The sequence below is a fragment of the uncultured Mucilaginibacter sp. genome, from assembly GCF_937859865.1.
GTDB lineage: Bacteria > Bacteroidota > Bacteroidia > Sphingobacteriales > Sphingobacteriaceae > Mucilaginibacter_A.
The window spans coordinates 52,243-68,207 of the sequence record NZ_CALMAT010000018.1; the positions used below are offsets into that span (position 1 = coordinate 52,243).

19 protein-coding genes and 1 pseudogene (1 of these 20 running past the window's edge) are annotated in these 15,965 nt (G+C 42.2%); 14 read left to right on the top strand and 6 right to left on the bottom strand.

What is annotated here, in order from left to right; genetic code table 11:
• Positions 1-4 precede the first annotated feature (4 nt).
• The 6 genes from rsmA (at position 5) to Q0192_RS02285 (ending at position 3,389) form a co-directional block, all read left to right on the top strand.
• Positions 5-775 carry a 16S rRNA (adenine(1518)-N(6)/adenine(1519)-N(6))-dimethyltransferase RsmA gene (rsmA, locus tag Q0192_RS02260; protein ID WP_299285448.1) on the top strand — a complete coding sequence of 257 codons (771 nt, stop codon included), beginning with the start codon at positions 5-7 and terminating at the stop codon, positions 773-775.
• Positions 776-803: 28 nt separating this feature from the next.
• Positions 804-1,043 (top strand): hypothetical protein, encoded by a 240-nt coding sequence (locus tag Q0192_RS02265; RefSeq protein WP_299285450.1) that lies wholly within the window; start codon positions 804-806, stop codon positions 1,041-1,043.
• Positions 1,027-1,320: a type II toxin-antitoxin system RelE/ParE family toxin gene (locus tag Q0192_RS02270; protein ID WP_299285453.1), complete on the top strand. Its 294-nt coding sequence runs from the start codon at positions 1,027-1,029 to the stop codon at positions 1,318-1,320. The genes Q0192_RS02265 and Q0192_RS02270 overlap by 17 nt, the downstream gene beginning before the upstream one ends.
• A gap of 14 nt (positions 1,321-1,334) precedes the next feature.
• Positions 1,335-2,303, top strand: coding sequence for an NAD(P)-dependent oxidoreductase (locus Q0192_RS02275; protein WP_299285455.1), 969 nt, complete (start codon positions 1,335-1,337; stop codon positions 2,301-2,303).
• A gap of 141 nt (positions 2,304-2,444) precedes the next feature.
• Positions 2,445-2,918 (top strand): transcription elongation factor GreA, encoded by a 474-nt coding sequence (gene greA / locus Q0192_RS02280; RefSeq protein ID WP_299285457.1) that lies wholly within the window; start codon positions 2,445-2,447, stop codon positions 2,916-2,918.
• A gap of 69 nt (positions 2,919-2,987) precedes the next feature.
• Positions 2,988-3,389 carry an HIT family protein gene (locus Q0192_RS02285; RefSeq protein WP_299285460.1) on the top strand — a complete coding sequence of 134 codons (402 nt, stop codon included), beginning with the start codon at positions 2,988-2,990 and terminating at the stop codon, positions 3,387-3,389.
• Between the two features lie 49 nt (positions 3,390-3,438).
• Here Q0192_RS02285 and ruvC read toward each other — a convergent pair whose 3' ends face one another.
• Entirely contained in the window at positions 3,439-4,038 is a 600-nt protein-coding gene (gene ruvC / locus Q0192_RS02290) for a crossover junction endodeoxyribonuclease RuvC (RefSeq protein WP_299285463.1), read from the bottom strand.
• A gap of 45 nt (positions 4,039-4,083) precedes the next feature.
• Here ruvC and Q0192_RS02295 point away from each other — a divergent pair, with 45 nt between their 5' ends.
• From Q0192_RS02295 to Q0192_RS02325, 7 genes are all read left to right on the top strand, one after another.
• Entirely contained in the window at positions 4,084-5,055 is a 972-nt protein-coding gene (locus Q0192_RS02295) for a lysylphosphatidylglycerol synthase domain-containing protein (protein ID WP_299285466.1), read from the top strand.
• Positions 5,039-6,172, top strand: coding sequence for a glycosyltransferase (locus tag Q0192_RS02300; RefSeq protein ID WP_299285468.1), 1,134 nt, complete (start codon positions 5,039-5,041; stop codon positions 6,170-6,172). The genes Q0192_RS02295 and Q0192_RS02300 overlap by 17 nt, the downstream gene beginning before the upstream one ends.
• 79 nt (positions 6,173-6,251) lie before the next feature.
• Positions 6,252-7,436, top strand: coding sequence for an ABC transporter permease (locus tag Q0192_RS02305; protein ID WP_299285470.1), 1,185 nt, complete (start codon positions 6,252-6,254; stop codon positions 7,434-7,436).
• Positions 7,437-7,470: 34 nt separating this feature from the next.
• A complete protein-coding gene (locus Q0192_RS02310) occupies positions 7,471-8,706 on the top strand; it encodes a SpoIIE family protein phosphatase (protein ID WP_299285472.1) in 1,236 nt (411 codons plus the stop codon).
• 53 nt (positions 8,707-8,759) lie between these two features.
• On the top strand, positions 8,760-9,401 hold the full coding sequence (locus Q0192_RS02315; RefSeq protein WP_299285616.1) for a ribonuclease HII: 642 nt from the start codon (positions 8,760-8,762) through the stop codon (positions 9,399-9,401).
• A 54-nt stretch (positions 9,402-9,455) separates the two neighbouring features.
• The gene (gene gcvT, locus Q0192_RS02320) at positions 9,456-10,535 is read left to right on the top strand and encodes a glycine cleavage system aminomethyltransferase GcvT (RefSeq protein ID WP_299285475.1); all 1,080 of its coding nucleotides are present in this window, start codon (positions 9,456-9,458) and stop codon (positions 10,533-10,535) included.
• A 57-nt stretch (positions 10,536-10,592) separates the two neighbouring features.
• Positions 10,593-11,318 carry a 2-phosphosulfolactate phosphatase gene (locus tag Q0192_RS02325; RefSeq protein WP_299285478.1) on the top strand — a complete coding sequence of 242 codons (726 nt, stop codon included), beginning with the start codon at positions 10,593-10,595 and terminating at the stop codon, positions 11,316-11,318.
• Positions 11,319-11,325: 7 nt separating this feature from the next.
• Here the strand turns inward: Q0192_RS02325 and Q0192_RS02330 are convergent, their stop codons facing one another.
• Genes Q0192_RS02330 through Q0192_RS02350 form a run of 5 tightly spaced genes read right to left on the bottom strand, consistent with a single transcriptional unit; the run spans position 11,326 to position 13,674 of the window.
• A complete protein-coding gene (locus Q0192_RS02330) occupies positions 11,326-11,652 on the bottom strand; it encodes a nucleotide pyrophosphohydrolase (RefSeq protein ID WP_299285481.1) in 327 nt (108 codons plus the stop codon).
• 4 nt (positions 11,653-11,656) lie between these two features.
• On the bottom strand, positions 11,657-12,115 hold the full coding sequence (gene dtd, locus Q0192_RS02335; RefSeq protein ID WP_299285484.1) for a D-aminoacyl-tRNA deacylase: 459 nt from the start codon (positions 12,113-12,115) through the stop codon (positions 11,657-11,659).
• A gap of 29 nt (positions 12,116-12,144) precedes the next feature.
• Positions 12,145-13,065, bottom strand: a complete 921-nt coding sequence (gene rsgA, locus Q0192_RS02340; RefSeq protein ID WP_299285487.1) for a ribosome small subunit-dependent GTPase A — start codon at positions 13,063-13,065, stop codon at positions 12,145-12,147.
• A complete protein-coding gene (locus tag Q0192_RS02345) occupies positions 13,065-13,424 on the bottom strand; it encodes a type II toxin-antitoxin system PemK/MazF family toxin (protein ID WP_299285490.1) in 360 nt (119 codons plus the stop codon). The genes rsgA and Q0192_RS02345 overlap by 1 nt, the downstream gene beginning before the upstream one ends.
• Complete coding sequence (locus tag Q0192_RS02350; RefSeq protein ID WP_299285493.1) at positions 13,417-13,674, bottom strand: hypothetical protein; 258 nt, start codon at positions 13,672-13,674, stop codon at positions 13,417-13,419. The genes Q0192_RS02345 and Q0192_RS02350 overlap by 8 nt, the downstream gene beginning before the upstream one ends.
• A gap of 280 nt (positions 13,675-13,954) precedes the next feature.
• Between Q0192_RS02350 and thrA the strand changes: the two are divergent.
• Positions 13,955-15,965: pseudogene (gene thrA, locus Q0192_RS02355) on the top strand (bifunctional aspartate kinase/homoserine dehydrogenase I); it runs 413 nt beyond the window's last position.

Genomic DNA, 15,965 nt, shown 5'->3' on the forward strand with positions numbered 1-15,965 from the left:
GCAAATGCAATTAGTAAAAGCCAAAAAACATTTAGGCCAACATTTTTTGACCGATAAAAACATTGCCGCCAAAATTGTAAACAGTTTAAAAACGGAAGGCGCAGTGCTGGAAGTTGGTCCGGGAATGGGCATTTTATCCGATTTTTTGTTGCAGAAACCCGAACTCGAAGTTTTTATGGTTGATATTGATACCGAATCCTATCAGTTCCTCCAAAAAAAATATCCGCAATTAGGCCAGAAATTGATCAATGCCGATTTTTTGCAGATGGATTTTGATGCTGTTTTTACCGGTACTTTTTCGATCATCGGCAATTTTCCGTATAATATTTCTTCGCAGATTTTATTTAAAATATTGGATAACCGCAATAAAGTGCCGGAAGTAGTAGGCATGTTCCAGAAAGAAGTTGCCGAACGCTGCGCCGCCAAACCGGGAAGCAAAGAATACGGCATTTTGAGCGTTTTTTTGCAGGCTTATTATAAAGTCGAATATTTATTTACGGTGAAAGCTGGCGTTTTTAACCCGCCGCCAAAAGTGCTTTCGGCGGTAATTCGATTAACTCGAAATGAAGTTAGGGAATTGGATTGTGATGAAAAACTGTTTTGGCAGGTTGTAAAAGCGGGATTTAATCAGCGGCGGAAAACGTTGCGTAATGCGCTTTCTTCGCTCATCAACAAAGAAAAAATGACGGAAGAACCGTTGCTGGATTTACGTGCGGAAAGGTTAAGTGTTGGGGATTTTGTTAAACTTACAAACATGATTGAAGAGAATAAATAGTTTATTATATTTGATTAAACGATTGAAAATGAATATTGAAGCTGAAAAAATAGAATTGCTTAAATTGATTTTGGAAACAGAAAATGAAGAAGTTATTCAGGAAATCAAAAGTGTTTTTCAAAGGCAAGAGCCTGATTTTTGGGATGGGTTACCTGATTCAGTTAAAGAAAGTATCAATCGTGGTTTAGCGGATGTTGAAGCAGGTCGGGTTCAAAGCCATGATTCTGTAATGAAAGAAATAAAAGCGCGTTATGGCCTTAACGGTTAATTGGTCTGAAGAAGCAAGGTTTCAATTTGAAAACATTATTGATTTTTTAAATTATCGCTGGACGGAAAAAGAAACAAAAGATTTTATTTTAAAAACCGAAGCTGTTGTAAAAGTAATTCGCGCACATCCTTATATTTATCCGGCTTCCAATTATAATCAAATCAGAAAAGCAGTTATTACCAAGCAAACTTCTCTGTTTTATTTGATCCGTACCAAAGAAATATATTTGGTTTCATTTTGGGATAACCGTCAAAATCCAACACGTAACCCTTTTTAAAATATCCGCTATCTTTGCCTGAAATATTAAACAAAGTGCCTGCTTCCATCCAAAAAAAAATACTAATCGTCGATGACCTCCACCCAGCTTTCGCCCAGGCTGCCGAAAAATTAGGTTATACCTGCACTATTGATGCTTCTTTTACCCGAGAAAAAACGTTAAGCGTAATTGCAGATTACGAAGGTTTGGCGATAAGAACCAAGTTTCAAGTAGATCAGGAAATTATAGATGCGGCACCAAAACTGCGTTTTATTGCACGCGCCGGAGCCGGAATGGACAACATAGACGAAATTTATGCCGATAAAAGAAGCATCGCCTGCATCAACGCGCCCGAAGGAAATAGTGATGCCGTTGGCGAACATGCTGTTGGTTTGCTGCTTTCGCTGATGAATAATTTTAGGAAAGCGGATATCGAAATCAGAAACGGCATTTGGGACCGCGAAGGCAACCGCGGCTATGAACTGAAAGGCAAAACCGTTGGCATTATTGGTTACGGCCACATGGGCAAAAGTTTCGCCCAAAAACTAAGTGGTTTTGGTGTGGAAGTGATTGCTTATGATAAATACAAAACCGGCTTTTCCGACAAGTTTGCGCGCGAAGTAAGCATGGAAGAAATTGTGCGGTTAAGCAATGTCATCAGTTTTCATATTCCGCTTACACCAGAAACCAAAGGCATGGTGGATGATGAATATCTGTTCCATTTCCGCAAACCGATTTTTTTGCTAAATACCTCGCGCGGAGAAATCGCCAAAGTACAAGCTATTTTAAACGGGATAAAAAGCGGCAAAATTTTGGGTGCAGGTTTGGATGTTTTGGAAACAGAAAAATTTCCGTCGCTGGCAGAACAAAGCTGGTTTGAGGAACTAAAAAGCAGTGGCCGTGTTTTGTTAACGCCGCACATTGCCGGCTGGACATTTGATTCGTACCGGAAAATAAGCGAAGTGCTGGCCGAAAAACTGAAAAATTTGGAGTTTAAGGTTTAAAGTTTTTATCTTCGTTCTAACAAAAACAAGACTATGCAGGCAAGCCGGTGTAGTCTTGTTTGTTTTTTAAAAACGTTGCATCCTTCTTTTTCAGAAGGATGTTTTTAGTTTATAACAACCAGAATTTAAAGATATTTGATCATGGCAGAAGTTGCTTACTATACAAAAGAAGGGTTAGAGAAATTGAAGGAAGAACTGCAGTTTCTGAAAACAGAAGGCCGCGCCTCGATTGCCAAACAGATTGCAGAAGCCCGCGATAAAGGCGATTTATCGGAAAATGCAGAATATGATGCGGCAAAAGAAGCACAAGGTTTGCACGAAGCGAAGATTGCCAAATTAGGCGAAGTGCTGGCCAACGCACGCTTGCTGGACGAATCAAAAATGGACATCACCAAAGTGCTGGCTTTGTCTAAAGTCAAAATAAAAAATTTGAAGAACGGTGCGGTGATGCAATACCAATTAGTATCCGAAACGGAAGCTGATTTTAAAGCCGGCAAAATATCGGTTACTTCGCCTATTGCCAAAGGTTTGCTGGGCAAAAAAGTAGGCGACAAAACCGAAATTACGGTTCCGGCCGGTAAGATTGAGTTTGAAATTATGGAGATTAGCAGGTGAGTTTAGTTTATAGGTAATAGTTTATTGATAATAGTTCATAGTTCAGAACCTAACTTTTAACACAACAACATGTCAACCATTTTTTCAAAAATCGTTTCCGGTGAAATTGAAGCGTACAAAGTAGCAGAAAGCATTGATTTTCTGGCTTTTCTGGATGTGAGTCCGCTTGCTAACGGCCATACCCTGGTGATCCCGAAAAAGGAAGTGGATTACCTGTTCGATTTGGACGATGAAACATACAATGGCTTAATGATCTTTGCCAAAATTGTGGCCGAAGGCTTAAAAAAAGTGATTCCGTGCAAAAAAGTGGGCGTTGCCGTAATTGGTTTGGAAGTGCCACATGCGCACATTCATTTAATTCCGATGAACGAAGTAAACGATATGAATTTCTCCCGCCCAAAATTGAGTTTTAGCGCAGCAGAAATGGAAGTAACGGCGGAGAAAATTAAAGAAGCATTGCGGAACGACTAAGATTTTATGCCGATAAAAGAAGTATCGTGCTAAACCAACAATGCTTCTTTTACACTACTTTTTTTGCGATAACTGCTGGCGAAGCAACACGTTTTACATTATCTTTCACAAAAGATTCCCAACCGGTATAGCTCTTTTTGGCGCCGCTTTTGGTGCTGATTTTTTGGAATGAATGGCAAACTGCAACCGCCAAACCATCCGTGGCATCCAAAAAATCGGGCGTTTCGTTAAACTTTAGCAAATTTTGCAGCATGGCGGCAACCTGTTCTTTGCTGGCGTTTCCGTTTCCGGTGATGGACTGCTTGATTTTTCGTGGCGAATACTCTGTAATTTCCACATTACGGGAAAGTGCCGCCGCCATCGCTACGCCTTGCGCGCGTCCCAATTTCAGCATCACTTGGATATTTTTGCCATAAAAAGGCGCTTCAATCGCCAAACAATCCGGGTGGTAATTATCAATTAAATTGACGGTTTTTTCAAAAATACGCTGCAGTTTCAGCATGTGGTCGTCCAGATGTTCCATCTTCACCACGCCCAAACTCAGCAGTTCCAGCTTTTGTCCGTTCTCTTTCACCAAACCGTAACCCATCACTTTCGTTCCGGGGTCAATGCCTAAAATAATCCGCTCTTTCGATTTTTCCACCTGCATAGAACAAGTATAGCCCAAATCCGTAACATTGCAAAAAATTTAGCCTTGGCCCGTATTGCCCGTAAAACGCTTGGTTACCTGTTAAAAGCAGGGATTTTACTGCTTACCATCTGGTTTGTTTACCGGCACGTTAACCACAACAAAAACCTGGAGCAATTTGTAAACCGTATCCATTCGGTTGGGCAAAACCAGGTTTACGCAGGCTTGATTGCCGTTACTTTGCTGATGTTTTTGAATTGGGTTTTAGAAGCCGTGAAATGGAAATACCTGACCAAGCTGCTCGAAAAAATGAGTTTGTGGAAATCTATCGAAGCCGTTTTTTGCGGATTAACCATGGCGATCATCACCCCAAACCGCATTGGCGAATATGGCGGCCGGATTTTGTACCTACCACCAAGAAAACGCATTCACGGCATTTTTGCGATGGCCGTTGGTGCTTTCGGCCAAAATACCGTAACCAATGTGGTGGGCACTTTGTCGCTGCTGTATTTAATTTACACGTATCAGCATTTAAACTTTTGGCTTTCTTTTGGGATCACCGTGTTCGGTGCTGTTTTTATCCTTGCTTTTTTGTTGTTGTATTTTCGCATCCGCTGGCTGGTGTTTTTGCTGGATAAGATCAAATTCCTCCAAAAATACCACCGCTTTTTTAGCATCATGGCCAAGTACAGCTTCCCGCAATTAACTTTGATTATGTTACTGAGCCTGGCACGTTTTGTGGTTTTTTCTTCGCAATATTATATTTTGATCCATATTTTGCTGCCCGATTTGCATTTAATCCCGGTGATGGTGATGGTTTTTAACCTGTTTTTTATCCAGTCGGCCATCCCGTCTTTGGATTTGCTGGATATTGGCGTGCGCAACTTCATCGCCAATTATCTGTTCGGGTTTATCACCACGCAATCGGTCGCCATTATGGCTTGTGTATCTTGCATCTGGCTGATCAATCTGATCATTCCTGCGGTGATCGGTTCTGTTTTTGTACTTAAACTTAACTTCTTTGGCAACAATACTTAGTTCGGCAGCAGTTTTATTTACGGTTTTGTATGTGCTTTTGTTTGTGTTTTTGATCCGCGGCTGGCTGCGTATCAAGCCCAATTTTTATGTGCTAAAAACAGCATATCAAACCAAAGTAACGGTATTAATTGCTGCGCGGAATGAAGAGGCCGGCATCCACAAAACCATCGAAGATATTTTGGCGCAGCAATATCCGAAGGCATTATTGGAAGTGATTATTGCCGATGACCACTCAACAGATCGTACCGCCGAAATTATTTTAAGTTATGCGAATCGCGGCATAAAATTGTTGCAGTTGAAAGAAGACCGGGTCTTAAATTCGTACAAAAAGAAAGCCATCAGCGAAGCCATCCGTTTATCAACCGGCGATTTAATGGTGGCTACCGATGCCGATTGTCGCATGGGCGTGCACTGGTTGGAAGCGATTGTAACTAAGTTTGAAGAAAGTAACGTGTTGATGTTGTCCTCGCCGGTTGCTTTTTTTGAAGATAAAAATTTGTTCGAAAGTATGCAGGCGCTGGAGTTTTCGGCTTTTATCGGTTTAGGCGCGGCAACCATCGGCAACCGAAAAGCTTCCACTTGCAACGGCGCAAATTTGGCCTATAAAAAAAGTGTTTTTAACGAAGTTGGCGGTTTTAAAGGAATTGATGATCTGGCCTCCGGCGATGACGAGCTGCTGCTGCAAAAAATAGCTGCCAGATACCCGAAGGGAATCCAATTTTTAAAGCAGCGCGAAGCCATCGTTTATACGCACGCCAAACCAAACTGGGAAGAATTTAAGCAGCAACGCCGCCGCTGGGCATCAAAGTCGGTGAAGTATAAAGACAAATCCATTGTGGCTTTGTCGGTTGGTTTCTGGCTTTTCAACGCCATTATCCTGGTAAATTTGGTGGCCGGCATTTTCAACCCATACTTTTTAAAAGTTGCCGGCTTGCAATTACTTTTTAAAATTTTTGCCGAAGGCATCTTTTTATTTCTTGTCGCCATGTTTTTTAAACGGCGTAAACTGCTGTTTTTGCTGCCTTTAGGTTCTTTGCTGCACGTTTTTTACGTGGTTTACATCGGCATCATTGGCAACAAAGGCACGTACGAATGGAAAGGCCGGAAAGTGCATTGACATATTTTTGAAAATAAAATAGGGTTTTGAAGCACCAAAGCCTATATTTAAACTTTAAAACATTCCTGTTGAACAGCCATTGACCAAAGCCAATCTTTCTTCTAACCAAAAAATTTTCTTTCAAAATAAATTAGCCGTTGCCGGAATGTTGTTGATTTTGTTCACATCGCTTGTTGCCGTTTTAGGTTATCTGATTACGCCCGACGGCACGCCGCAAGCCAACGATATGCTGGTGCAACTGGGCCTGAAAAAGCCTGGTGCTTCTTTTACCATCCTCCGCATTAAAAAAGAAGACCGCACGGATACCGTCAATTTTATTAGTAAAATGCTGTTCGGCCAGCCTTCGCCCTGGCACAACGTGCCGATAACCCATTATCGTTTCAACAAAGATTCCATTTACGTCCGCGAATACATCGGCGATGAAGATGTGGCCGCAGAAACTGCTTACAACATTTATAAAATCAGTGGTAAAAAAAGCATTGCGGATAATCCTTCAACCCAAGACACCAAAAAAGAGGTGCTAAAAGAAGCATTGCCCCAAGTGCAAAAAGAAATAACAGACCAGCAAATCATCAAAAAAACATTTTGGTTGGGCACAGATATTTATGGCCGCGATATGTTAAGCCGGTTAATTATTGGTGCCCGAATCTCACTTGCTGTGGGTTTCGTATCTGTACTAATTAGTTTGATTGTTGGCGTAACTGTTGGTTCGGCCGCAGGTTATTTTGGCGGAAAAACAGACGAATTGCTGAGCTGGCTGATGAATGTTTTATGGGCCTTGCCGGCGCTGCTGCTGGTGATTGCCATCTCTTTTGCTTTAGGCAAAGGTTTATGGCAGATATTTGTAGCCGTTGGCCTTTCCATGTGGGTAGAAGTTGGCCGTTTGGTGCGCGGCCAGGTAATCGCCTTAAAACAAGTTGAATTTATTGAAGCGGCGCGTGCTTTGGGTTTTGGTCATTACCGCATAATCCGCCATCATATTTTGCCCAATATTACCGGGCCAATTTTGGTTTTGGCGGCTTCTAATTTTGCTTCGGCTATTTTGCTCGAAGCCGGTTTAAGCTTTTTGGGTTACGGCGCGCAACCGCCAACGCCCACTTGGGGCGCCATGATTAAAGAACATTATGGTTACATTGTGATAGATTCAGCTTATCTTGCTATTTTGCCGGGGTTGGCCATCATGTTGATAGTTTATGCTTTTAATGTGGTAACTATTGGCTTGCGCGATGCGTTTGATGTTAAATCACAAAATACGCGGATTTAATCAATATAAATGATGAGGGAAGAAGTATAATTTCATGCAAAACGTCAACAATAATTCTGAAGAGGATGAACTGATCCGCCTGCTTTTAAAAAGACAGGCAGAATTAAATGCTTTGCTGGAAGTAACCCAGGCAATCAACAAAAGTGCCACGACGGCAGTTTTGCTAGACATGCTGGAAGTGATTTTGAAAGATTACCTGCAAGTGGGCAAGTTCCGGTTTATGGCCGAAGTGGAAAACCGCTTTAAATGCGTTTCTTACTACGGCGGCGAGTTTGAGCAGCACCGCGTATTGCTGAAAGCCTGCAAAGGTTTAGGGAAATTTAAAGGGCCCGTACAAGTTAGCTTATACGAAAACGAAATCCTGTGCGATTACGATTACTTTATCCCGGTTTTTCAAAAAAACAAACTGCTGGCTTTTGCACTCATTGGCGATTTTAAAACCACGCCGCAAATGCTGGGCAACGACCTCAACTTTATCCAAACGCTTTCCAACGTGATTGTGGTGGCTTTGGAGAACAAAAAGCTGTTTAGAAAACGCATCGAGGCCGAACGCTTTCAGCGCGAAATGGAACTGGCGGGTGATGTGCAGCAAATGCTGATCCCGATTACCATTTACAACGAGCCGGGGATTGAAGTTGGCGCGCGTTATTTGCCGCACCAAAATATCGGCGGCGATTATTACGATTTTATCCGCCTAAACGAAGATGAATTTTTGTGGTGTATTGCCGATGTTTCCGGCAAAGGTGTTTCTGCCGCTTTGCTGATGGCCAATTTGCAAGCCAGTTTGCGCGCTTGGGCATCGGTGGTAGAAGATTTGACAACCATCATCGAAAAGCTAAACGATGTAATCATCAAAACCACCCGCGGCGAAAAATTTATTACTATATTTTTGGGAAAATTTAACCAGAAAAGCCGGATGCTCAGCTACATTAATGCCGGCCATAACCCGTCCATCGTTTACCACAAAGGCTGCATCACCGAGCTAAAATTAGGCACCACTATTATTGGTGTTTTGGATAAGCTGCCCTTTGTAAACATGGGCGAAATGCTGCTGGAAGAAGAGTTTACGATTTTTAATTATACCGATGGCTTGATCGAATACGACGAGGAAAGCCCAAACTGGAACGAAAAAAAGCTGCGCGAATATGTAAAAACGCACGGCAAATTAAAACCCGACCATTTCAACACCAAAATACTCGACCACATCAACCGCCAGGTTAAAGGCAAACCCATTGATGATATTACATTGCTCACCATTTGTTGTAAATAAAACACCAATTTTTGACCGGTAAAAACAGTATCAATTCAGTTCAAAATTTGATGATGGCCACGAACAACAGACCGGCACTTTTACCGCGCTATCAGCACACGTTGTTGGAAGCCGGTTGCGATGAAGCAGGCCGTGGTTGTTTGGCCGGGCCGGTTTTTGCCGCCGCCGTTATTTTGCCGCAGGACTTTGTTCATTCCGAACTGCACGATTCTAAGCAATTGGATGAAAAAACGCGCGACCAATTGCGATTGGAGATTGAAAAAACAGCTTTGGCTTTTGCCGTAGCTTCGGTTGATAATTTGGAGATTGACCAAATCAATATTCTGCAAGCTTCCATTCTGGCCATGCACCGCGCACTGGATATGCTTCTTTTACCACCCGAATTTTTGATTGTTGACGGCAATTATTTCAAAAAATACAATTCGCTCGATCATGCCTGCATTGTAAAAGGTGATTGCAAATATTACAGCATCGCGGCCGCCTCCGTCCTGGCAAAAACCTACCGCGATGATTACATGAAAAAAATCGCCCAAGAACATCCCGAATACCACTGGCATCAAAACAAAGGTTATCCAACCCAAAAACACCGCTCGGTTATTTTAGAAAAAGGGTTTACGCCTTATCACCGGCTAACTTTTCGGGTCCGCGATCCGCTTTTAGACGGTTCAAAAAGCACTGCTGTTCCAGCCGGTTAATTGCATTGCCCTTCTCCTTATTTTGCTACTTTTGCCACCACAAAAATTGTTACCATGAAAACTACTGCCCTCACCGATACACACATAAAAACCGGTGCCAAAATGGTGCCTTTTGCCGGTTACAACATGCCGGTTACCTACGCCGGGATTAATGCCGAACATGATACCGTGCGTAAAGCGGTTGGGGTTTTTGATGTGAGCCATATGGGCGAATTTATTTTGAAAGGCGAAAAAGTATTAGATCTGATCCAGAAAGTAACCACCAACGATGCTTCAAAATTGTACGACGGCAAAGTGCAATATTCCTGTTTGCCGAACGAAAATGGCGGTATTGTAGATGATTTGCTGGTTTACCGTTTGAACGAGAAAACCTACATGCTCGTGGTAAATGCTTCCAACATCGAAAAAGATTGGGACTGGATTTCGAAATACAACGATTTTGGTGTGGAGATGAAAAACATTTCCGACCGCACCTCGCTGCTGGCCGTGCAAGGCCCGAAAGCTGCCGAAGCGTTGCAAAGCTTAACCGATGTTGACCTCGCTTCGATGGAATATTATACCTTTAAAAGAAGCATTTTTGCCGGGATCAACAACGTAATTATTTCTGCAACAGGTTATACCGGTGCCGGTGGTTTTGAAATTTATTTTGATAACGATCACGCCGAAACCATTTGGAACGCCATTTTTAAAGCCGGCGAACCTTTTGGCATCAAACCGATTGGTCTCGCTGCGCGCGATACTTTGCGTTTGGAAATGGGTTTTTGTTTGTACGGAAACGATATTGACGATACCACTTCTCCGCTCGAAGCCGGTTTGGGCTGGGTCACCAAATTCAGTAAAGATTTTGTGAATTCCGAAGCCTTGAAACAGCAAAAAGAAGCAGGCATCAGCAAAAAGTTGGTTGGTTTTGAAATGATCGAACGCGGCATTCCGCGCCACAATTACGAAATTGTTGATGCTGAAGGAAACGTAATCGGCAAAGTAACTTCCGGCACACAATCGCCATCGTTGCAAAAAGCAGTTGGGTTGGGTTATGTGAGCAATACTTTTGCCAAAGAAGGAACAGAAATCTACATCAAAATCCGCGATCAAAAAATCAAAGCCAAAGTAGTGAAGCCGCCTTTTTACAAATAATTGTTTTTTCGCCGATGCTTCTTTTACCACCTAAAAATCAGTGTTAACTAATTTCAAATGAGCGAAAAATTAAAGATCGAAACTTGCCTCACGCCCGCGCTGCTGCCGCTTTATCCAATTGAAAACAGCATTGCCGTGATTATTGATATTTTCCGGGCAACGTCTTCCATTTGTTACGGCATTGAAAACGGTGCCGAAGCGATCATTCCTGTTGCGCAGGTAGAGGAATGCACGGCGTACCGCGAAAAAGGCTTGGATTATTTGCTCGCTGCCGAGCGTAACGGCGAAGTGGTAGCAGGTTTTGATTTCGGTAATTCGCCTTTTTCTTACACCAAAGAAAAAGTTGCGGGCAAAACAATCGTGCTTACTACAACCAACGGAACACATGCTTTACATCTTTCCCGCGCAGCCAAAAAAATTGTGATCGGTTCTTTTTTAAACCTCACCACTTTGTGCAATTGGCTGAAAGACCAGCAGAAAAATGTTTTGTTAGTTTGCGCCGGTTGGAAAAACAACTTCAACTTGGAAGACACTTTATTTGCTGGAGCCGTTGTTGATCAGTTGAAAGCAGGCAACTACAAATTAGACGACTCAAGTATCGCTGCCAACGATCTTTTTCAACTTGGAAAAAATAACCTCAATTTATACCTGCAAAAAACAGCACACAGCGACCGCTTAAAAAAGTTAGGCATTGAAGAAGATATTCGTTTTTGTTTGCAGGTTGATTTAACGACGGCAATTCCGGTTTTGGAAGGAGAGAAGTTGGTGAAGTTGAAAGAATAATTTCTACTCACTTCAATTTCTCATTATTCTTATGCCGGTCCGCATCGCGGATACTCTTTTTAGCCATGTTTTTTTCTAAAGCCTCCGTTAAATCAATGCCGGTTTGGTTGGCCAGGCAAATCAACACAAATAAGACATCGGCCATTTCATCTGGCAGGTTTACGCTTTCGTCGGATTTTTTGAACGATTGTTCGCCGTATTTGCGCGCCATAATACGGGCAACTTCGCCAACTTCTTCCATCAAAATGGCTGTGTTGGTGAGTTCGTTGAAATAGCGGATTCCGGTTGTATTGATCCATTCATCAACCGCTTGCTGTGCTTCTTTTATCGTCATAAAATCAGTGGTTGTCTTTATCTTTTGTATCCATGATGATGGTAACCGGTCCGTCGTTTACCAAACTGACCTTCATATCCGCGCCGAATTGTCCGGTGGAAATGCTTTTACCCAACAAGTTTTCCAGCGTTTTAATCATCATTTCATACAACGGAATGGCAAATTCTGGTTTTGCTGCGCGGATGAACGACGGCCGGTTTCCTTTTTTCGTTTGTGCAAAAAGCGTGAATTGCGAGATGAGTAAAACCGAACCGTTCACATCTGCCAAAGCTTTGTTCATTAAACCGTTTTCATCAGCAAAAACACGCAGGTTGATGATTTTTTGTGCCAGCCAAGTTACATCTTCTTCGGAATCTGCTTCTTCAATCCCCAGCAAAACCACAAAACCTGTTTCAATTTCGCCGGTTGCCAAACCGTTTACTTTTACGGATGCTTCGCTTACGCGCTGGATAACTGCCCTCATTTTAAAAATTATGACTTCAAATCAAATTCTCAAGCCCGCGTATCATTTCCCTGATAAATACTCAAATAGCTTTCATAACGCGAAGGCTCAATTTCACCAGCTTCCAGCGCAGCTAAAACAGCGCAACCAGGCTCATTAATGTGGCGGCAATTGTGGAAACGGCATTGGTTGAGCAGGTTGCGCATTTCGGGGAAAAAGTGGCTCAGTTCCTGTTTTTCGATATCAATCACGCCTAACTCGCGGATGCCGGGCGTATCAATTAAAAAACCGCCGAAAGGCAGTTCAAACATTTCCGCAAAAGTGGTGGTGTGTTTTCCGGAATCGCTCCAATCAGAAATTTCGCCTGTTCTTAGATTTTGTTCAGGTAAAAGCGTGTTGATTAAGGTTGATTTTCCTACGCCGGAATGGCCGGAAAAAAGCGTGGTTTTATCTTTCAAAACGGCTTCTACTTCTTTTATGCCTGTTTTTTTTAAGGCTGAAACTTCCAGGCATTGATACCCAATTTGCTCATAAATAGAACGGTAATCAGCCAAAATTTCCAAACCTTCATCGCTAAACAGATCCAATTTATTGAAAATAATACCGGCCGGGATGCCATAAGCTTCGGCAGTAACCAAAAAACGGTCAATAAAACCCAGCGAAGTTCGGGGCGAAGCCAGCGTTACCACCAGCAAAGCCAAATCTAAATTAGCCGCGATTATCTGCGCCTGTTTGCTGAGATTGATGGATTTACGAATGATATAATTTTTCCGGTCGTGCAGTTTATGGATCACGCCGGTTTGCTGGTCTGGTTCGATCTCAAAATCCACCTGATCGCCAACGGCAATTGGGTTGGTGGTGGTTAAGCCTTTCATTCGGAACTTGCCTTTGATGCGACAATCAAAGCGGTCGCCGTTTGCGGTTTGTACTTGGTACCAGCTTCCGGTTGATTTTGTTACTAAGCCTTGCATTAGTCGAAAGATAAAACAGCTTTTATGCTTTTGCGTAAATAATTAATGGTTTCATCGTCCAGTTTGCCAATCTTTTCCTGCAACCGCGACAAATCTAACGCCCTAATCTGATCTGCTAAAATGTACGATTGCTTTTTTAAACCGTTTTCATCCGTAGGTTTTACCTGAATACGAATCAAAGAAATACCTTGTCGGGGCTGAGAAGAAATTGCGCAAGCAATAGTTGAACTGTGGCCAGCATTATGCAAAATATCTGATTGTAAAATCACAACCGGCCTGATTTTTCCCGGTTCGCTTTTGTTTCCCGGTTCCAAATCGGCAATCCAGATTTCGTATTGCAGCGGCGATTGCTTATTCATCCAAATGTTTTTGTAAATCGGTTAAAGAAGCAGTTTCAAATAATTCCTTCAACTCTTTATCCGGATCATGTTCCTTTAAAATTTCCACTTCCCGCCGCAACTGTTCTTCCAAAGCCTTGCGTTCCAACTTTTTGTTGTAATTGGCAATCGCTTCTTTAATGTAACCGTTTCGGCTCACTTGCAACGCTTTTACCTGTTTTTCGGTTTCTTCAAAAAGCTTATCGTCTAATTTCAGCAAAACACTTTTCATGGATACTGTTTTTATCTATCAAAAATAGTTATACTTTTTGTATATACTTCTTTTACCGGCAAAATTTATAAATTAATTTTATTGCGAATTTGGGAACAAAGCATTTACTTTACGCTGTTATCAAAAACGATTGCAAATGTTCAACCCAATTTTTACCACGATTATTACTACCACCGGCAACACAGCGGAGGAAGTATAAATTTGGTGAAAATTAAAAAGATAAAAATCATCAAAAGCCTTCCTCCGCCAAGAGGAAGGCTTTTTTGTTAAATTATTAATAATGAAAATTTTAAAGTTCGGAGGCACGTCCGTTGGTTCTCCCGAAAGTATCCAAACACTGCTACAAATTGTTCAAAAAGAAAATGCGGCTTCCGGTGCGCCGGTTGTGGTTGTTTCGGCGATGGGCGGCGTTACCAACTTATTGGCACAAATGGCCGAAAAAGCTTCGGTTGGAGAAGAATATGCCAGTTATTTAACTGAATTAGAAACACGCCATTTTACCATTATAAAAACATTGCTGGATGTACAGCGCCAAAATCCGGTTTTTACCAAATTGAAAATATTTTTTAATGAGCTGGAAGATTTGCTGCAAGGGATTTCGAGTTTAAAAGAACTTACCGCACAAACCCGGGATTTGGTTTTAAGTTACGGCGAACGTTGTTCTGCTTTTATGATCAGCAAAATTGCGGAACAGTTTTTTTTAGATTCGTTGTATGTTGATGCGACACATTTGATTAAAACCGATAGCAATTTCGGACAAGCGCGTGTTCAGACCGAACTGACCGACATCCTGATCCAAAGTTTTTACAGCGAACATCAAGGCAAAATACTGTTTTTAACTGGCTTTATTGCGAGCAACGAACATAACCGCATTACAACTTTAGGCCGCGGGGGAAGCGATTATACGGCAGCAATTGTAGGTGCGGCGTTAAATGCAGCAAAAATCCAAATTTGGACCGATGTAAACGGCATGATGACCGCCGATCCGAGGATGGTAAAAAAAGCATTCCCGCTGCCCGAACTTTCTTATACAGAAGCAATGGAACTTTCTTACTTCGGGGCGAAAGTGATTTATCCGCCAACCATGATTCCGGCGTTTTTAAAACGCATTCCAATCGCCATAAAAAATACGTTTGAACCAGATTTTCCCGGAACGGTAATTAAACATGATTGCGGCCCCTCAAACCTAACGATAAAAGGCATTTCTTCTATCAACGAGATCAGTATTATCAATCTGGAAGGCAGCGGAATGGTTGGAAAAGCCGGTTTTAGCGGAAGATTATTTTCGCTTTTGGCGCGAGAACAAATTAACGTTATTTTGATCACACAATCCTCTTCCGAACATAGCATTACTTTTGCCATTCATCCGGCTGATGCACCGAAAGCGCAACATTTAATCGAGCAGGAATTTGAACTGGAACTGATCGCCAAAAAGTTGGAAAAGCCAGTTTTCGAGCAAAACCTTTCTATTTTGGCCATCGTTGGCGAAAACATGAAGCAAACGCCGGGCATGTCGGGCAAGTTGTTTCATGCGCTGGGACGAAATGGTGTCAATGTTCGGGCAATTGCGCAAGGTTCATCCGAGTATAATATTTCGGTTGTGATTGCGCGTCCCGATCTCAACAAAGCTTTAAACGCCGTTCACGATGCTTTTTTTACCGAGCTAAATAAAACCTTGCATGTTTTTAATCTGGGCACGGGCAATATCGGTAAAACATTGTTCCGCCAACTGTTAGCTCACACTGAGTTTTTGCAGGAAAATAATGGCATTCAGGTAAAAGTCGTCGGTATCAGCAACACGCGTAAAATGGTTTTTAACAGTGATGGTTTGGCTTTAGAAAACTGGCAAAATGAATTGGAAAACGCTGGAGAAACGGCGCAATTAGATGAATTTGTAGCGCGGATGAAAGCGATGAATTTGCCCAATGCTGTTTTTATTGATAACACCGCCAGTCCGAAACCAATTGCTTTTTACGAAGCGGTTTTTAAGTCGAACATTTCCATTGTAACCTGCAATAAAATCGGGAATTCGGCGAGTTACGAACAGTATAAAAAGTTTAAAGATGCGGCCAGAAGTCATGGTGTTGATTTTTATTATGAAACCAATGTTGGCGCCGGTTTGCCAATTATCCAAACATTAAAAAATCTGATGGTTTCAGGCGACCGGGTTTTGAAAATCGAAGCAATTTTATCGGGAACGATTTCTTTCATTTTTAATAATTTTAAAGGTGAAGCGAGTTTCCACGACGTGGTGAAAGAAGCGCAGGAAAAAGGTTATACCGAACCCGATC

What these genes read in the sequence shown, in the direction of transcription:
- rsmA (WP_299285448.1), top strand. Translation starts at nt 5, where the DNA reads ATGCAATTAGTAAAAGCCAAAAAACATTTAGGCCAACATTTTTTGACC.
- Q0192_RS02265 (WP_299285450.1), top strand. Translation starts at nt 804, where the DNA reads ATGAATATTGAAGCTGAAAAAATAGAATTGCTTAAATTGATTTTGGAA.
- Q0192_RS02270 (WP_299285453.1), top strand. Translation starts at nt 1,027, where the DNA reads ATGGCCTTAACGGTTAATTGGTCTGAAGAAGCAAGGTTTCAATTTGAA.
- greA (WP_299285457.1), top strand. Translation starts at nt 2,445, where the DNA reads ATGGCAGAAGTTGCTTACTATACAAAAGAAGGGTTAGAGAAATTGAAG.
- Q0192_RS02285 (WP_299285460.1), top strand. Translation starts at nt 2,988, where the DNA reads ATGTCAACCATTTTTTCAAAAATCGTTTCCGGTGAAATTGAAGCGTAC.
- ruvC (WP_299285463.1), bottom strand. Translation starts at nt 4,038, where the DNA reads ATGCAGGTGGAAAAATCGAAAGAGCGGATTATTTTAGGCATTGACCCC.
- Q0192_RS02310 (WP_299285472.1), top strand. Translation starts at nt 7,471, where the DNA reads ATGCAAAACGTCAACAATAATTCTGAAGAGGATGAACTGATCCGCCTG.
- Q0192_RS02315 (WP_299285616.1), top strand. Translation starts at nt 8,760, where the DNA reads ATGGCCACGAACAACAGACCGGCACTTTTACCGCGCTATCAGCACACG.
- gcvT (WP_299285475.1), top strand. Translation starts at nt 9,456, where the DNA reads ATGAAAACTACTGCCCTCACCGATACACACATAAAAACCGGTGCCAAA.
- Q0192_RS02325 (WP_299285478.1), top strand. Translation starts at nt 10,593, where the DNA reads ATGAGCGAAAAATTAAAGATCGAAACTTGCCTCACGCCCGCGCTGCTG.
- Q0192_RS02330 (WP_299285481.1), bottom strand. Translation starts at nt 11,652, where the DNA reads ATGACGATAAAAGAAGCACAGCAAGCGGTTGATGAATGGATCAATACA.
- dtd (WP_299285484.1), bottom strand. Translation starts at nt 12,115, where the DNA reads ATGAGGGCAGTTATCCAGCGCGTAAGCGAAGCATCCGTAAAAGTAAAC.
- rsgA (WP_299285487.1), bottom strand. Translation starts at nt 13,065, where the DNA reads ATGCAAGGCTTAGTAACAAAATCAACCGGAAGCTGGTACCAAGTACAA.
- Q0192_RS02345 (WP_299285490.1), bottom strand. Translation starts at nt 13,424, where the DNA reads ATGAATAAGCAATCGCCGCTGCAATACGAAATCTGGATTGCCGATTTG.
- Q0192_RS02350 (WP_299285493.1), bottom strand. Translation starts at nt 13,674, where the DNA reads ATGAAAAGTGTTTTGCTGAAATTAGACGATAAGCTTTTTGAAGAAACC.